Here is a 16,798-nt window from a genome sequence, read left to right as displayed (position 1 = left end):
ATAGAGATATGGATCTCGTCTGCAGGTCAAGACCGCGAAAAGGGGAGTTAGCTGATGGAGAAAAGACGGGACTTAACCGCCGGTTGGTTGGATGCGGAATATGAGCATGAGGTAAAGCGCAGAGCAGCGGCGTTTGAAGCCGAGGGGAAGCTGCCTTGGGATCTTCTGGAACACTTATATGAGAAAAAGCTGTTTAAGCTGTTCGTACCGCGGACCTTGGGCGGCCTTGACGCCGACCTGCCTCAGGCGCTGCGAGTGTTTCAACAGGCGGCGGCTATCGATGGGAGCTTGGGTTGGCTTGTAACGATCGGCGCCGGCGGCGGCTTCTTCAGCGGCTTCCTGCCGCCGCAGCAGGCAGCAGATTTCTTCGCAGACCGCGAGGCTGTGTTAGCGGGAAGCGGCATGCCTACCGGCACGGCGCAGCCGGTTCCGGGCGGTTATATGGTGAGCGGTTCATGGTCCTATTGCAGCGGCTCTTCGTTTGCTTCATTCTTTACGGCCAATTGTGTTATCCAAGGTGGGAAGGAGGAGAGGGAAATTCTCTCCTTTGCCTTTCTGCCTGAGCAGGTAGAGGTGGTTCCCGATTGGAATACACTAGGGATGAAAGCTACAGCGAGCCATACGATTGTAGTTCGTGAAGCGTTTGTGCCAAAGGAACGGACCTTTGACTTGTCAGGTGCGCCTATACTGGATTCGCCAATCTACCGCTATCCGTTCGAGCCGTTCGCAATCGTCTCCTTCACAGCTCTCTGCCTTGGCCTCGGACAGGGCTTCCTGCAGGAAGCGGAGCAGCTGGCCAGCGCGAAGCAGGCGGCGTGGAGCTCTGCTCAGCCGGGCCGATATGCTGCCATCCAGGCCGCTGTCCACTCGGGAAGAGAACTGCTCCAGACGGCTGCTGAGGCGTTCTACCGCTTGACGGACGAAGCTTGGGAACGCCTCAGCAGCGGGGAGCAGATGCAGGAGGCCGTGGCAGCCGAGATTGGGCGTGTCAGCCGGGAGGCTGTGACAGCTGCACTGGATGCGGCTGATCGCGTCATTCGTTTACTCGGAATGACGGCGCTCATGCTGGATCAGCCGGTGAACCGGTTCTGGCGGGATCTTCACACGGCGGCCCAGCACGGCGTATTCCAGCCGGAATTCAGCCTTTAAGCAGCATAAGCCGGCCAGAATCTCTGGCCGGCTTATGCTGCTATGTTTCTCAAGCGGGCAGCTTGATTTTTTGCCCCGGGTAAATTAGATGCGGATTCTTCAAATCATTCAAGCGTTGCAGTGTCCGCCAGGAGGTACCGTGCTGCTTCGAAATACCGTCCAGCGTGTCGCCCTTCTTCACCACATAGAATTTGCCGCTTTGCGCCGGCTGGCTTGCAGGCTTGCTTGGCTTAGCAGGCACAGGCTTCGTAGTGGCAGGACTTTGAGGGGCTGGTGAAGGGGCAGGGTCTGGTGCCGGTGCCGGGACAGGAGCCGAATTCGCAGAAGGCTGCTCTGCCTGTGCAGGCTGAGCTGGTTTCGTTGCAGGTTCTGCTGCCGGGGCAGTGAGGCTTGCTTCTTTGATCCGTCCATCGGCCTTGATCTCTACCTTTTGCAGTTTTTTCATGTAGTTGATCAGCGCCTCGTCCAAGGAGCCGAACATTCCGGCCTGCGGATGCTTGCCGAACATGGAGTATTCGTCACCTCCGGCCGCCATAAAATCGTTGGTCGCCAGAACATAGGTTTTGTTCGGATCAAGTTTCTCTGTGCTAATCATCACCGTATGAACCCGGCTGCCTTTCGGCTGGGAAGGGTCAATCTGGTAAGTGAGTCCGGAGACTTGCGGGAATCCACCCTTTGGTTCAGGATAATCGGATACGCCATTCTCCAGGGCAGCCTTGATGTCCGCCCCGCTAACATTCAAGGTGACAATCTGGTTGCCAAACGGAAGAACGGTGATCACATCCCCCTTGGTCACATCCCCAGCTTTAATGGATGCCCGTATGCCGCCTCCGTTCGTAATGGCCACATCCGCCTTGCTGATATCCCGAATGGCGTCGGCCAGCAGGTCCCCCAAGTTCGTCTCCCCGGCACGTACCTTTGCCCTTGCTCCCTCTAGATTGACATCGGTGTGAGCCACTTTCTCTTTCAGGATGCTCTCCTGGCTTTTATTAATGGAATCGATCAGGGTCTGCACCTTCGTGCTTGGCTTAATCGCCTCAGCGGACTTCTCATCAATCAGCTTTGCGGTTTTCTTGGTTACCTGGTCCTGGCCACCCACAGATCTACCACGCCAAGGTATTTGCTGTATTCCCCAGCGCTGGCGATGAGCGTGTTATTATCCGCCAGAAATCCCTCTGGCAGAACCGTATGGCTGTGACCGTCGATGAACAGGTCAATCCCTTTTACTTCTTTGGCAATTTTCAGACTTGTATCTTGGCTGGACTTATCCTGGCCGATATGACCAAGGGCGATGATGACATCGGCGTCCTGCTTCTGAAGCTCGTTTACCATCTCCTGAGCTTCTTTGGAAGGGTCTGTGAACTCTACATTTTGAACATTCTTCGGGTTGGTTTTAAAGGCGGTCTCGGGCGTAGTTAAGCCGAAAATTCCGATCTTCACACCGTCAATCTCTTTAATTATATAGGGCTTGAATATACGCTCACCGTTTTTGTTCTTTACATTCGCGCTAATCACGGGGAAATGGAACTGCTTGGACAGCTCAACAAGCCGGTCGGTCCCGTAGTTGAATTCGTGGTTGCCAGGAGCCATAGCATCATACTTCATTTCGTTCATGACTTGCACAATGCTCTCCCCGTTAACCAGGGTGGCAAAGGTTGTCCCGTGAATGACGTCACCATCATCGAGCAGCAGCGTATTAGGGTTCTGCGCTCGGTACTGGTCAATGATTCCGGCGAGTTTGGCAAAGCCCATTTCTGGTGAATTCGGGACTGCGTGGGCATGGATATCATTGGTATGCAGGATTGTAATGTGCTTTCCTGTTGGCTGGCTTTGGCTGGGGGGCGTTCCTATCGCATCTGCGGATGAAGGGGCCAGCGAACCGAGAACGAGTAGGGATGCAAGTACTGGAGCGGCGCTCCATTTCATGAATTTGAACAATGGATCATTCCTCCCTGATATGTAGAAGATTGCTCTCACCGTACCAGAACAACGTTAGCGCTGTAACAACGGTGTGTTAGATCCAGGTAAAGCGGTTAGTAAGGGAGTAAAGTATGGGGAAGTGTCAGTCTTTTCATAACAGCAGTATGTGGGTATTATTGGTAAAGGGGCTGGCATAAGCGATTCAAAGAGTAATTTACAGAGGAGATGCATATGACTCATCAAATCATCAGCTGGGGATGGCACCTGGTTTTTGTTCTCTGTCTTGTAATGTTTATTCATAATATCGTGCGGTATCGTCTAAAAAGTATAACTTTAGAAACCTATATCTCGCCCTGTTTATAGGCGCTAACAGTTATATTCGCGCTCTATGGGAGGAGCGGTTTATTTATTATGTCTATACCGGCTTGTTCATTGCCGCGGTCATTCTGTTTGGCATCGCACTGCTCATCGGCAGTCTAGATCATGATGGAAGGATAAAGGAAAGGCGTAGAACTCTGCAGCCCAATTTTACCTATGCACCGCACCCCTGCTCTGTACTTTTCATAAAATGTGTTGACTGTATCCCTTAACCTTGTTAAACCACAAATCCCGAGCAAGGAGGGGTGACACATTTTGAAGGGCAGCGATCGTAACAGCAAATTCTTGCTTACTCATCGAGAACGTGAAGTATTTGAATTGCTCGTGCAGGATAAGACCACGCGGGATATCGCGGAGCAGTTGTTCATCAGTGAGAAGACCGTGCGCAATCACATTTCAAATGTGATGCAGAAGTTGAATGTCAAAGGCCGCGCGCAAGCGGTCGTCGAGCTGATTAAGCTCGGGGAGCTAAAAATATAGCTGCCGCTTATTGGAGGCGGGCGGCTGATCCTTCTCTCATCCTCCGGGATGAGGGGAGGTTTTTTGTTGTTCGGAAAGCTGTCAAAGATGGTTGCCGCACAGCCTGTATCAAATAGATACGAAATATTAAGTTTGGTTGCAGTTTATGGATTGACGGATAATGGGAATGGTTGTAAAATCGCATTAAAGTAAAAACCTTTAAACTTTTACTATGATCTTTGAGACTACTGATAAAGGCGAAGTTGACATTCGATGTTCTGTTTTCAGTCAGAGTATAGTTTTTTCGAAATGAGCTATTGCTTTTTTATTTCCCACAAAGTTAAAGCGTTTAAACTTTTCAACTTGGAGGCATAGAAGTCTAGATGAACATTCATGATGTAGCCAAAAAGTCGGGGCTCTCTGTAGTGACCGTATCCAGAGTTATTAACAATTCACCTTCTGTACGTGAAAGCAATCGGCGGAAAGTGCTCAAAGCTATGGAGGAATTAAATTATCAGCCCAATTCAGCGGCGCGGAGTCTCGTACGTGGCAAGACGGGAGTCATTGGGATGTCGATTACCAACTTTAACGACTCTTTCTATGACCGTGTGATCCGCGTGGTGAACCGGAAGCTGGCAGAACAAGGCTACTTCTTGGCCCTGTCCATAGCTGAGAATGAGGATGAAGGCGTGAACTTCCTGTTTCAGAAGGACCGCGTTGACGGAATTATTCTGCTGTCTCCGCTTGAGGAAATGGAATATGTGGAGGAGCTGAAGAGAAAAAACATTCCGTTTGTCTTGCTGGATAACCAGTTCCAGCATGACGATGTTCCCAGTGTGGTCGTCGACAACTATCAAGGGGGATATGAAGCGACCAAGCATTTGATTGGTCTTGGACACACCCAGATCGCTTATATCGGTGGCCCTTCGGTATTCTTAAGTGTAGCGGAGCGCAAGAGAGGCTATGTACAGGCGTTGGATGAAGCGGGGCTAACGCCCTTCGGCACAGAATATTGCGGATTTACGGTAAGCAGCGGTTATGAGGTAGCCAAGAGATGGATTCGTGAAGATAAACTGCCGACAGCCATCTTTTCCGGAGACGACTTTATTGCGCTCGGGGTTGTTCAAGCCCTGCGTGAGGAGGGAATTCTGGTCCCTCAGGATATCTCAGTTGTTGGCTTTGATGATCAGCAGTTCGTAGGTGAATTTTATCCCCGATTGACGACTGTCAGACAGCCCGAGGCGCAGATGGGCAGCATTGGTGTGGATTTGCTGATGAAATTAATCCATGGGGAGGTGGTGCCGGCTGCTGTAACGAAGCTCGCTCCTCAGCTTCTTGTGCGTGAATCCACCGCATCTGTAAGGTTATCCTGAATATTAGGAGTGAAACAAACTGTGAAGTACTTTTTAGGAGTCGATGCAGGGGGCAGCAAAACCTACGCCATGATCGCAAATGAACAAGGAGCGGTCTTGGGTGTAGGCAAGGGAGGGAATGGAAATCACCAAAAAAACCGGGAGCAGGCGGAGAACAGTTTGCAGCAGGCCGTATCGGGAGCGATTATGGCCTCAGGGCTGACAAAGCCTCAGCTGGAGTATTCTTGGTTCGGCCTGGCTGGAGCGGATCGAGAAGCCGATTTGCGAATTTTACGGCCCATTATCAGTAGCTTCGGCCTTCCTCAAACCGAGATTTCCTGCGATACCTGGATTGCCTTGCGAGCAGGCACTGAGAGTGATTATGGAATTGTGCTGATCTGCGGCTCGGGAGTGAACTGCGCCGGTAAAAATCCGCGGGGTGTTACATACCAGTGTGGTGGATTTGGCTACCGGTTCGGCGATTACGGCGGCGGCTATGATCTAAGTGTTGAGGTATTTCGCAGCGTTCTCCGGGCGGATGAGGGAAGGGAGAAAGAGACAGTCTTAAGCGAACGCTTAATTCAATTACTGGGCTATTCCAGTGTCTCGGAGTTAAGAGAGGATTACCTGGATCATTCCAGAGACTTGTCTCCCCATATTGCTGAGCTGCTGTTTCAAGCGGCAGATGAAGGGGACCAGGTTGCCACTGGACTTCTGAACAAGCAAGGGGATGAGCTTGGTTTGGCAGCGGCAGCGACAATTCATCGATTGGCTATGGAGGAGCACTCCTTTGACATCGTGCTTGCAGGCAGCCTTTTGACCAAGGGTGATCGCTCAGGCATCATCCGGCGGGCCATTGAGCAGAGAGTGAAGCACACGGCCCCAAATGGCACTTTAAGGGTTTTAACTCGGGAGCCGGTTGTCGGCTCGGTCGTTCTGGCGATGGAAAGCAGCGGTATGCGTGTAAATCAGGAAGTTCTTGATCGTCTATCACGGGGTATGGAGGGGCTATGATCATGGAGGAAACATTGAAGCTGGTTGTCATCGGAGCAGGGTCATCATATACGCCTGAGCTTATGGAAGGCATCATTATGCATCACAAAGAGCTCCCTGTGAGCGAGGTATGGCTGGTGGATATTGAGGAGGGGAGGGAGAAACTGCATACGATTGCGGAGCTGAGCAAGCGCATGGTTGCCGAGTCCGGCCTGCCGATTGCCATTATGGAAACGCTTAACCGAAGGGAGGCCATTGCCGGAGCGGACTTTGTCTGCACGCAAATCCGGGTAGGCATGCTGGAAGCGCGCAAATGGGATGAACTTATTCCGCTTCAGTACAATGTCATCGGCCAGGAAACGACCGGGCCCGGAGGAATGATGAAAGGCCTGCGAACGATCCCGGTCATTCTGGATATCTGCAAGGATATGGAGGAGCTTGCCCCTGATGCCTGGCTGCTGAATTTTACAAATCCGGCCGGCATGGTGACCGAGGCGGTTCACAAATACTCTTCGGTCAAGAGTGTAGGGCTGTGCAACTCGCCGATCGGGTTTCAAAAATGGCTCTCCGAGTTCTTCGGGCTGCCGATCGACAAGATCTACTCGGAGTTTGTCGGCATCAACCATCTGCACTGGGTATCCGATGTCGTGATTGACGGCGAAAGCAAGCTGCAGGAGCTCATAGACTATCCCAAGAGCTACAAGGCCAGCAATGTGCCGTTTGATTCCTGGGACCATCGGTTCCTGAACGGACTAAACGCCATTCCTTCCTACTATCTGAGCTATTACTATTTGACGGACGCCATGCTGGAGGAACAGAAGAAAGCAGCGGGAACGACAGGCTCTCGTGCCGAGGTGGTGAAGAAGGTAGAAGAAGAGCTGTTCGAGCTGTACCGGAACGTAGAGCTGAAGGAGAAGCCGAAGCAGCTTGAGCAGCGCGGCGGGGCTTATTACTCGGAAGCGGCAGTACTGCTGATGCGCTCCATTTATAATGATTCACGCGACATCCAGACGCTGAATGTCAGCAACAATGGCATTATTGATTTTCTGCCGGACGATGCTTCCATTGAAGTGAATTGTATCGTGACCAAGCAGGGTCCGCTGCCGATTCCGCTGCGCAAGGTTCCGGAGTCCGTCAGAGGTTTACTGGCCGCGGTCAAGCACTACGAGAGCCTGACCATTGAGGCTGCCGTGCACGGAGACCGCGATATTGCCCTGCAGGCATTGGTTCATCATCCGCTGGTGCCTTCCGTTACCGTCGCGGAGAAACTGCTGGATGAAATGCTGGAGAAAAACAAACCTTATTTGCCCTTATTTCATTAGAAGGCAGCAGAGGAGGAAAAATGGATGAAGGCGGCCGTTAAACCAAGTGTATGGAAAAAGTTGACCAATCAGTGGGATTTACAGTCCATGGTTTGGCCGGGAATTATTTTTGTTGCTATCTTCAGCTACATCCCGATGTACGGCGTGGTGATGGCGTTCCAGCAATACGATATTTTTAACGGCATTCTGGAAAGCCCTTGGGTCGGGTTCAAGCATTTCAAAATGTTCTTTGAGGCGCCCGAGTTCTGGAATGTGATGCGAAATACTATTGTGATCAGTTTGTTGAAACTGGTCATCACCTTTCCTGCTCCGATCCTGCTTGCACTGATGCTGAACGAAATTGGGCATATGGGCTTTAAACGGTTTATCCAGACGGTCAGCTATTTGCCTTATTTTCTATCCTGGGTCATTGTCTCCGGTTTCGTATTCTCGCTGCTGTCCGTAGATAACGGAACGGTGAACATCTTGCTGGAGCGACTGAACCTGATTGAAGAGCCGGTCAACTTTCTGGCGATACCGGAATACTTCTGGTCAATTCTGGTGAGCGTCAACGTGTGGAAGGAGGTCGGGTTCGGAAGCATTGTCTACCTGGCTGCGATCGCGGGCGTTGACCCGGCTATGTATGAGGCCGCTTCGATCGACGGCGCAAGCCGGTTTAAGCAAATTTATTTGGTTACACTCCCCAGTATTGCTCCTGTTATTGTCATCTTTATGATTCTTGCCATCGGTAATCTGCTCAGTGCAGGCTTTGAGGACATTTTGCTGTTGGCAACTAACCCCATCCTCCGGCCATACTCCGATGTAATTGACACCTATGTGTACCGTGTGGGGATACTCAATGCCAGATTCTCTTATGCGACAGCGGTAGGGCTGTTCAAAGCGGTAATCAGTGTAATTCTGCTGGTTACAGCCAACAAAATCGCCCGCCGGGCCGGCGTCAGTCTCTGGTAGGACCATACAACCATAGGAGGGGTACAAAATGAGACTAAGCCTGGGCGACAAAATGATGCAGCGGACGATCTATGTGCTCTTGACACTGATGGCGGTGATCATGCTCTACCCGTTCTGGAACGCGCTGGTCATCTCCTTTAATCAAGGGAGCGATACGGCGCTCGGGGGTGTAACCCTGTGGCCGAGAGTATATACACTGGAGAACTATTATATTGTGTTTCAGGATCACCGCCTGTTGAATTCGTTCATGATTACTATTCTTCGAACCATGAGCGGTACGGTATTGTCCGTCTTCTTCACGGCCCTGTTAGCCTACGGAATGTCCAAGAAGACCTTGCTGTTCCGCAAGCAGTATATGGTGTTCTTCATGATCACGATGTTCTTTAGCGGGGGCCTGATTCCCTCTTATATGCTGACTCGCTCTCTCGGCATGCTGGACACTTTTTGGGTGCTGATCATTCCGAGCATCATCAGCGTCTATAACATGATTGTTATCCGCACCTTCTTTTCTGCTCTGCCTGACGGGCTGGAGGAATCGGCCAAGATCGACGGCTGCAGCAATTACGGCATTTTCTTCCGGATCGTCATTCCCGTCTCCGGCCCGGTGCTCGCTACCATTGCTCTATTTACGGCGGTGGGTTACTGGAATGACTGGTTTACGGGAGCAATCTATATTACCAAGGATCCTCTGCTTCCTATACAGACTCTCCTGCGGCAAATTATGAACTCCAACATTATGACCGAAATTGGCTCATCCAATGCCATTGCTCAGGATCATATGAACCGGAACCGGACGGTTACCACGAAGTCGCTGGCCATGGCCACGATGATGATCGCGACGATTCCGATTATTTTAACGTACCCTTTTCTCCAAAAGTATTTCGTTAAGGGTGTGTTGATTGGTTCTTTGAAAGAATAGCAGTCTCCATATTGGGTAGAAAGAAGGGAAACGAATGCGCAATCGCTTGAAAGGGGTATCGCTTCTGACGCTCTCTCTGCTGCTTCTTCTCACAGCCTGCGGCGGAGGCGGGAATAATAACGCTTCACAGAATACGGGCACCGGGGTAGCGGCTGATGACGGCAGCGGAATCAAACCCACTACCTTCAGCTTTTATGGAAACTATGACTGGCTTACGACCGCGCCTTGGGGGGAGAATGAGGCGACGAAATGGATTCAGGAGAACAGGAAGGTTACCGTTAAACCGGTGCAATCGGGGGGAGCTGCCGCGGAAAAGCTCAACACCATGATCGTCAGCGGCGATTTGCCGGATGTCATTTTCACTGACCGTGGATCCACGGTAGAGCGGCTGGTGCAGGCAGGAAGATTGGTTGCGCTGGATGATTACTATGAGAAGTATCCGAACTTCAAAAAATATGTAAAAGAATCCACCCTGAACCTGCTTCGCTCTGAGGACGGCAAGATTTATCAAATCCCGAACTGGTATACCTCCGGGCAATTCGGCAATGGCGGGTGGATGGTCAACAAAGATATTTACAACGCGCTCGGCAAACCGAAGCTGGAAACCTTCGATGATCTGTATCAATATTTGCTTCAGGTACGAGACAAGTATCCGGATGTAGTGCCTCTGGAGGTTGGTGAGAAGGGGGCAGGCCTGGAAATCATGTACGGCGGGTTCAGAGAGAATGCTACGAGCAAATTCATCTCCCTCATGGGCTATCCGGAAGGCAGCAAGTTGCTTCCGATCTATGACGATCCTGCCTTCGAGGAAATGATGCTGTATATCAACAAGCTGTTCCGTGAGCGGCTGATTACCCAGGATGCGCTGCAGCAGACTCAGGATGCGGTTAAAGAAAAGGTAAATACCGGCCGGGTAGCGGTTATGGTCGAGTCCAATATTACTACTTATGGAGCCGAGGGACACCGAGCACTGACAGCCAGTAATCCGGATAGCGGATATGAAATTATTTGGCCGGTGCACAAAGCCGGATTAGACAAAACAAAGGTGTTTGTAAGCGGATATGAGACGCTGGGCTGGAACGTAAATGTCATTACGACTAAGGCAAAGGATCCTGAGGCGATCTTCGCGTACTTTGACTGGATTACGGGTTCGGAGGGACAGAAGGTGCTCTTCTTCGGTCCGAAAGGCTTGTACTGGGATCAAGAGGATGCGAATGGAGCACCGATACCGAACGAGAAATACAAGACGACCCCGGCTAACGAGCGAACGGAAACCATGCGCAAATTCGAGGATTTCAACTGGGCGGGCAATACGACCTTTATCGATAAGGCAAAAATGAGCCTGGAGGCTTCCCTGTCTGCGAACCAGAAATCGTGGGAGACGGTGGCGCAGTCCACAGTAACCTGGAAGACCGCGCTGGACATTACGGAATTCGTGAATACCGACCCGCTTCCGGATACAGAGGCCGGCATCATCGCTCAGAATATCCAGGATATTCATACCCTTGCTTTCGCGCAGATGGTTCAAGCCTCGTCAGATGAGGAAGTGCTGTCAGCGCTGGAGACGGCCAAAAAGAACGCCAATAAAGCAGGACTGGATAAGCTGCTGGAGTTCAGGACCGAGAAATGGCAGGAGAATGTCAAGAAAATCAACGCAACGAAATAATTCGAGTTTGAAATATGAATAGCACTATTTATATGGAGGCGAGAATATGTCATTTGCGCTGAAATCGAAGTTCATTGCTGCATTAAGTTTGGTGTTGATTTCCTCAGCAATAGGAACTGCCGTTTTGGCTAAGGCTGCAGAAAGGGAGAATCGCCCTTTTGAGACAGAAGTTATTGTTAGAACTGTGAACCAGTTCAAGAATAAGGCGGATGTCCAGAATTTTATTGCCATGTCTGAACGCTACGGAGTCGATGTCATCAGCATGAACGTGAAGCAGGATGAAGACGATGAGGTTCCATCCGGCCGGGTATTTTATCAGAGTGATATCGCTCCGATCGCGCAGGGCTACGAGAATTTCGATGCTCTGCAGGAGGTCATTAAGGCGGCCCATGCCGCAGGAATTAAAGTTCACGCCTGGATTCCGCAGTTCCATGACCAGGAAGCCTTTCTGAAGCACAGGGAATGGCAGATGCAGGCGCTGGTGAACGGGGTGCGGACACCGTTTACAGGCGCTAACGGGAGCGAATACTTCGTCAATCCGATTCACCACGATGTTCAAGGCTATGAGCGCTCCATCATTCAGGAAGTAGTCGAGAATTATCCGGTTGACGGCGTGGTGCTGGACTGGATCCGCTTCGACAATTACAACATGGACGTCAGCGATTACACTGTGGCGAAGTACAAGGCACAGTTCGGGTATTCACCGCTCACCATTGATTTCAATACGGATTCGGTGAAGCGAAGACAATGGAATGAATGGAGAACGGAGCAGATCGGACAGTATGTCAGCGATATCCGGGAAGATATTTCACAGTCCGCGAACCCGGGTGTGCAGCTTGGTGTATATATTTTGCCGCCCGAATTTACAGAGGTTGGACAGAATGTAGCCAAATTCAAGGATGAGATCGACTTTGTCGCACCGATGGCATATTTTGATGACTGGGATTTCAACAGTGATTGGGTTTACAGCACTTCATACGGCATCCTGAAGGATACTAGCGACCGGATCAGCGGCAGTAACGTGGAGATTGCAGCAACCCTGGATAATGACTGGACCGATGATCAATATCAGGAGATTTACAAGGGAATCCGCGATAATTATCCAGACGTGAAGCGCCTGTCGTTCTTTTCCTACGGAGCTTGGCCAGAAGATGAGCTAGCCAGTATCCATGAACGTGCAACCTGGCCGACGCCGGACTGGACGTCACCCGAGGATCAAGACTATCCGGCCCAGCTGCCAGCCGGGTGGAAGGCGAGAAATATCGGTTCCATGCTGGGGAACGCCACCTACAATGCATCCAATAAGCAATTTACATTAAGCAGCAGCTCTACGGATATTTGGGGCAGAGCGGATCGGCTGAATTTTGTATATAAACCTGTGGAAGGTGATGCAGAGATCGTGGTTCAGGTACGGTCCACAGACCGTATGGACGGCTGGGCCAAGGCCGGCATCATGATCCGTGAGTCGCTGGATAACCAGGCGAAGCACGCGGACATGATGCTTACCCAAGGGAATGGTGCAACCTTCCAGTATCGCACAGCGGCCGCGGGCAGCACGGTTGACCAGACTGCGGATGCCTCTGTCCCCAGATGGCTGAAGCTGAGCCGAAAGGGAAATACCTTTACCGGCTTGGTCTCATCTGACGGCAAGCGGTGGCAGAAGGTCGGCAGCGTGCAGATTCCGATGAGCCGCCAAGTGTACATCGGCATGGCGCTTAGCAATCCGGGAGACGATTCGCAGAATAAGGCCGTGTTTGGAAATTTGAAGATTACGGATTAACACCGCATATATTCCATAGCTGAATCACGGCTAATACAAATGGTGGAGGAGCTTGAAAGATTCGGGCAGCATCAGACGCTTCCATGCACCAGAACAGCGCTGTTCCATCTCCTTCACCAAGGCTAAAAGGAGGCGTGAATATGACGATGCCGCTAAGAGAACGGCAGTATTACTTTCGGGATTATTACGATCAGGGTGAGGAACTGGTGTTGGAAGGACGGCAGCTCAGATGCAAGCTGTCTTCAAAGTTCTCCCTGATTCAGAAATACGAGGGTCCACTTGCTGCGGATGGCCCGATTGCTATTGTTGAACAGCTTGAGCAAGGAGAGACACTCGAGCAAGGCAATGCCACTCTGGAGCTTGAATATGAGGGAACTCTTAAGGCGGATGGTTATCAGCTGAACATAAGCAAGGACGGTAAAATTACAATAGCTGCCTCGAATAAGAGAGGACTAAAGTATGGGATGGATGCGCTGCACCAACTGCTGAGTGTAGATGATGGGAAGTGTCGATTGCCCGTGGCAACGATTCATGATGAGCCCTCCTTTTCGATTCGCGGTATTATTGAGGGATTCTATGGCACGCCGTGGAGCTTTGATGACCGAATGGATGCTGTACGCTATATGGCGGCTCATCGAATGAACGCGTTTATATATGCTCCCAAGGATGACCCCTATCATCGTGAGCTATGGTGTGAACCCTATCCTGAGAATATTTTTGCCCAGATTCGTGAGCTGAAGCAAGAATGCGATACTCATCTGGTGGACTTCTATTATTGCATTAGTCCGGGGAACGATCTAAAGTTTCGCAGTGAAGCGGATTTTGCCAGTTTGGAAGCGAAGATGGCAGCGATGATATCCATCGGTGTGCGGCATTTTGCTCTGTTGATGGACGATATCGACTATACGCTGTCAGGAGAGAACCTTCATTACTTGGAACGTTCCGGACTAGCCCACGCCTATGTGGCAAATCGTGTCTATACCTATCTAAGCGGTCAATTGCAAGAGGTTACACTGGCGATGTGTCCCACAGAATATTGGTCCTATTGGGATACCGAATATAAGCGGGATATCCGCGAGAAGATGCATAAAGGCATCAAGATATTCTGGACCGGCTATTCTGTCTTTGCCCCGAAAATCGGAAGCAAGCATGCGCAGGAAAATTACAGTTATTACGGACATGATCTGTGGTTGTGGGACAACATACCGGTTAATGATGCTGACTACGACCGGTTGTTTCTGGATCCGGTTCGCGGACGTTATTCGCGGCTTGGTCAGACCGGGCATCATGCGGTTGTGGCGAATCCGATGGTTCAATGGGAATGCTCCAAGATTACACTAAATACAATGGCTCACTATATGTGGAACAGTGAACGTTATATGCCTGAGCTTTCCTGGGAACTGTCGGTCCGGGAATTTGCCGGAGAGCTGGCAGAGGATATGATGTTCTTCTGTAGTCAGAATTTAAATAGTCAACTCTACAACGGTGGATATGAGGAATTGAAAGAGGCTTTGCAAAGCAAAGATGTCCAGAGGCTTGATTTGTATTTCGACCGTCTGGAGAGCACATCCTCCAGGTTACTTCAATGGGGTAACCACAAGTTTAAGGAAGAAGCAGGGCCGTGGCTGCAAAGAGCTCTGGCAGATGTAAAGCTGTGGAGAGCCGTACGGCGTAAGGTTACCGGGACGTTTGAACCCGGGGTCAATGAAGAGTTGCGCGAACAGGCCGAAGCCTGCCAGGCATTCAAGGTCCGTCTAGGGAGCGATCCGGCCTGGAAAGCAGCCGAAGCCTGGGGATTTGCGGTCAGGGAGGGAAAGGACGGATACCGGCTGACCTTGGAATCTTAGGGTAGCGAGTGATGCGGGAATTCGATGTCAAAGGCCGCAAGAGAAGCGGCAAGACGAGCGGCAAGACGAGCGGATCAAGCTTGGGAAGCTGAAAATATGGCTGTCGGGGAGCCTTCATTCACTGCAAGACAGGTGAAGGGAGGCTTTTTGTTATTCGCGCGAAAAGGTCACGAAGGAGCCATAAAAACTACATAATAATAGCCGGAGAAGAAAATCGTCTCCGGCTATACAGGAATTGCTGCAATTGAATGATATTTCCTTTAGATCAGCTTCAGGTACTCGACAATGGTCAGCAGGCCTTTGTCAAAGTTCTCCAGGTTAAAATGCTCGTTAGGGGCGTGCAGGTTCTCATCCGGCAAGCCAAAGCCCATCATTACGGCCGGAGCCGACAGTACGCGGGATAGAGTCTCTACAATCGGAATAGAGCCGCCATCCTTTGTGAACAGTGCGCGCGTGCCGTAGACACGCTCGTAGGCGTCCGCAGCCTTTTGCAGCATTGGATGCGACGGGTCGATATTGAATGCAAAGGCCCGTTCGCCCGGGGTGATGTCAAGCGTTGCGCCCGCTGGAATATGGGCAAGCAGATGGCGCTCGATTTTATCCAGAATGTCCTGTGGATTCTGATTAGCGACTAGGCGGCAGGTGATCTTGGCGTGAGCTTCCTTTGGAATCACCGTCTTGGTTCCTTCGCCCTGGAATCCGCCGTATACGCCGTTAAGCTCAAGCGTAGGACGGGCACCGGTACGCTCTACAAAGGAGAAGCCTTCCTCGCCGAACAGCGTGGTGAGTCCGAGATCGTTCTTCAGCTTCTCTTCATTGAAATCCTGCTTCTTGAACTCTTCTCTCATCTCAGCAGACAGTTCTTGTACATCGTCATAGAAGCCATCTACGGTGACTCGGCCATTCTGATCATGCAGTGAGGCCAGCAGCTCTACGAGAGCATGGAGCGCATTCGGAACGCCGCCTCCGAAGGAGCCGGAATGCAGATCTGTATTGGCAGTATGAAGAGCGATCTCCAAGGAGCACAGCCCGCGAAGGCCTGTTGAGATGGCAGGTTTGCCTTTCTCAATCAGGGAAGTGTCGGAGATTAGAACGACATCAGCCGCAAGCTTCTCACGGTTCGCTTCAAGGAACGGAGGCAGGCTTGGGCTGGATACTTCCTCTTCCCCTTCAATGCAGAATTTGATATTTACAGGAAGGCTCTTCTCCTCGGCGAGGATCGCTTCAACCGCTTTAATATGTAAGAAGACTTGACCTTTGTCATCCGTCGCACCCCGGGCAAACAGCTTGCCATCGCGCACGGTAGGCTCAAAAGGAGGCGTCTCCCAAAGGTTCAGCGGATCAACTGGTTGTACATCATAGTGTCCATACACAAGTACGGTTGGTTTTCCAGGGGCGTGCAAATAATCGGCATACACAATAGGATGTCCGGTAGTCTCATGCACTTCCACATGTTCCAAACCGGCACGCTTCAACGTCTCTGCCAGCCAAGCAGCAGCCTTATTTACGTCCGGCTTGTGTGCCGAAATAGCCGAAATGCTTGGAATGGACAGCCATTCTTTAAGCTCGTTCAGCTGCTGTTCTCTACGTCCGGCAAAATATGCTTGATAGTCCATAGTTGTTATCTTCCTCCCAGCTTGAAATATTATTTATTGTACTACGTTTTGTTCGATTTACGAAAAGTCTTTTAGATATTTGTGGGGATCAACCCTAACAAGCGAGGGGGGAAGGGCCGATAATAGCAGTATCTGTCTTTTTTATCGTATGAACAGCTGCGCATCAGGTATGCACAGGGGTTGGCTATGAGAGAATGGTGGATATGCGAAAGACCTTCTATGTAAACATGAGGATGTCTTACACCTGTCAGCTAGTGACCCGCGAAGCCAAAATCGACTCGAAGCATGATTTTCTGCTGATGTAACCGTATGATTTCGGCAAAATTTCTGTTATCCTTGCTGTAAACCTTAAGATATCCTTAAAGGGAATTAAATAATTTTTAGGTACTCTTAAGGTTTGCGGAAGAGGTTTTTGATAACATTTTATTTAAGAATGCGTACAAGAA

The 16,798-nt window shown here is 50.8% G+C and carries 11 protein-coding genes and 1 pseudogene; 10 read left to right on the top strand and 2 right to left on the bottom strand.

Going from position 1 to position 16,798, the window contains the following annotated elements; all coding sequences use genetic code 11:
• The first annotated feature begins 54 nt into the window (after nt 1-54).
• A complete protein-coding gene (locus tag DCC85_RS17480) occupies nt 55-1,149 on the top strand; it encodes an acyl-CoA dehydrogenase family protein (protein ID WP_108466725.1) in 1,095 nt (364 codons plus the stop codon).
• Between the two features lie 49 nt (nt 1,150-1,198).
• Here DCC85_RS17480 and DCC85_RS17475 read toward each other — a convergent pair.
• Nucleotides 1,199-3,075 (bottom strand): annotated as a pseudogene (locus tag DCC85_RS17475) (5'-nucleotidase C-terminal domain-containing protein).
• Between the two features lie 627 nt (nt 3,076-3,702).
• Between DCC85_RS17475 and DCC85_RS17470 the strand changes: the two are divergent.
• From DCC85_RS17470 to DCC85_RS17430, 9 genes are all read left to right on the top strand, one after another.
• Nucleotides 3,703-3,927 (top strand): helix-turn-helix domain-containing protein, encoded by a 225-nt coding sequence (locus DCC85_RS17470; RefSeq protein ID WP_094093982.1) that lies wholly within the window; start codon nt 3,703-3,705, stop codon nt 3,925-3,927.
• Between the two features lie 362 nt (nt 3,928-4,289).
• The gene (locus DCC85_RS17465; protein ID WP_108466724.1) at nt 4,290-5,279 is read left to right on the top strand and encodes a LacI family DNA-binding transcriptional regulator; all 990 of its coding nucleotides are present in this window, start codon (nt 4,290-4,292) and stop codon (nt 5,277-5,279) included.
• Between the two features lie 21 nt (nt 5,280-5,300).
• A complete protein-coding gene (locus tag DCC85_RS17460) occupies nt 5,301-6,272 on the top strand; it encodes an N-acetylglucosamine kinase (RefSeq protein ID WP_108466723.1) in 972 nt (323 codons plus the stop codon).
• 2 nt (nt 6,273-6,274) lie between these two features.
• On the top strand, nt 6,275-7,573 hold the full coding sequence (locus DCC85_RS17455) for a 6-phospho-beta-glucosidase (protein WP_108466722.1): 1,299 nt from the start codon (nt 6,275-6,277) through the stop codon (nt 7,571-7,573).
• 24 nt (nt 7,574-7,597) lie between these two features.
• The gene (locus DCC85_RS17450; RefSeq protein ID WP_108466721.1) at nt 7,598-8,524 is read left to right on the top strand and encodes an ABC transporter permease; all 927 of its coding nucleotides are present in this window, start codon (nt 7,598-7,600) and stop codon (nt 8,522-8,524) included.
• Between the two features lie 28 nt (nt 8,525-8,552).
• Nucleotides 8,553-9,443, top strand: a complete 891-nt coding sequence (locus DCC85_RS17445; RefSeq protein WP_108466720.1) for a carbohydrate ABC transporter permease — start codon at nt 8,553-8,555, stop codon at nt 9,441-9,443.
• Nucleotides 9,444-9,477: 34 nt separating this feature from the next.
• Entirely contained in the window at nt 9,478-11,109 is a 1,632-nt protein-coding gene (locus tag DCC85_RS17440; RefSeq protein WP_108466719.1) for an extracellular solute-binding protein, read from the top strand.
• Between the two features lie 46 nt (nt 11,110-11,155).
• Nucleotides 11,156-12,889 carry a family 10 glycosylhydrolase gene (locus DCC85_RS17435; protein ID WP_108466718.1) on the top strand — a complete coding sequence of 578 codons (1,734 nt, stop codon included), beginning with the start codon at nt 11,156-11,158 and terminating at the stop codon, nt 12,887-12,889.
• Nucleotides 12,890-13,029: 140 nt separating this feature from the next.
• On the top strand, nt 13,030-14,736 hold the full coding sequence (locus tag DCC85_RS17430) for a glycoside hydrolase family 84 protein (protein ID WP_108466717.1): 1,707 nt from the start codon (nt 13,030-13,032) through the stop codon (nt 14,734-14,736).
• 260 nt (nt 14,737-14,996) lie between these two features.
• Here DCC85_RS17430 and DCC85_RS17425 read toward each other — a convergent pair whose 3' ends face one another.
• Nucleotides 14,997-16,352 carry a dipeptidase gene (locus tag DCC85_RS17425; RefSeq protein WP_108466716.1) on the bottom strand — a complete coding sequence of 452 codons (1,356 nt, stop codon included), beginning with the start codon at nt 16,350-16,352 and terminating at the stop codon, nt 14,997-14,999.
• Between the last annotated feature and the right edge of the window lie 446 nt (nt 16,353-16,798).

Origin of the sequence: Paenibacillus sp. CAA11, assembly GCF_003060825.1 — a bacterium.
Classification (GTDB): domain Bacteria; phylum Bacillota; class Bacilli; order Paenibacillales; family Paenibacillaceae; genus Fontibacillus.
Note: the sequence above shows the minus strand (reverse complement) of the source record. Positions and strands in the feature narration are given on the sequence as shown.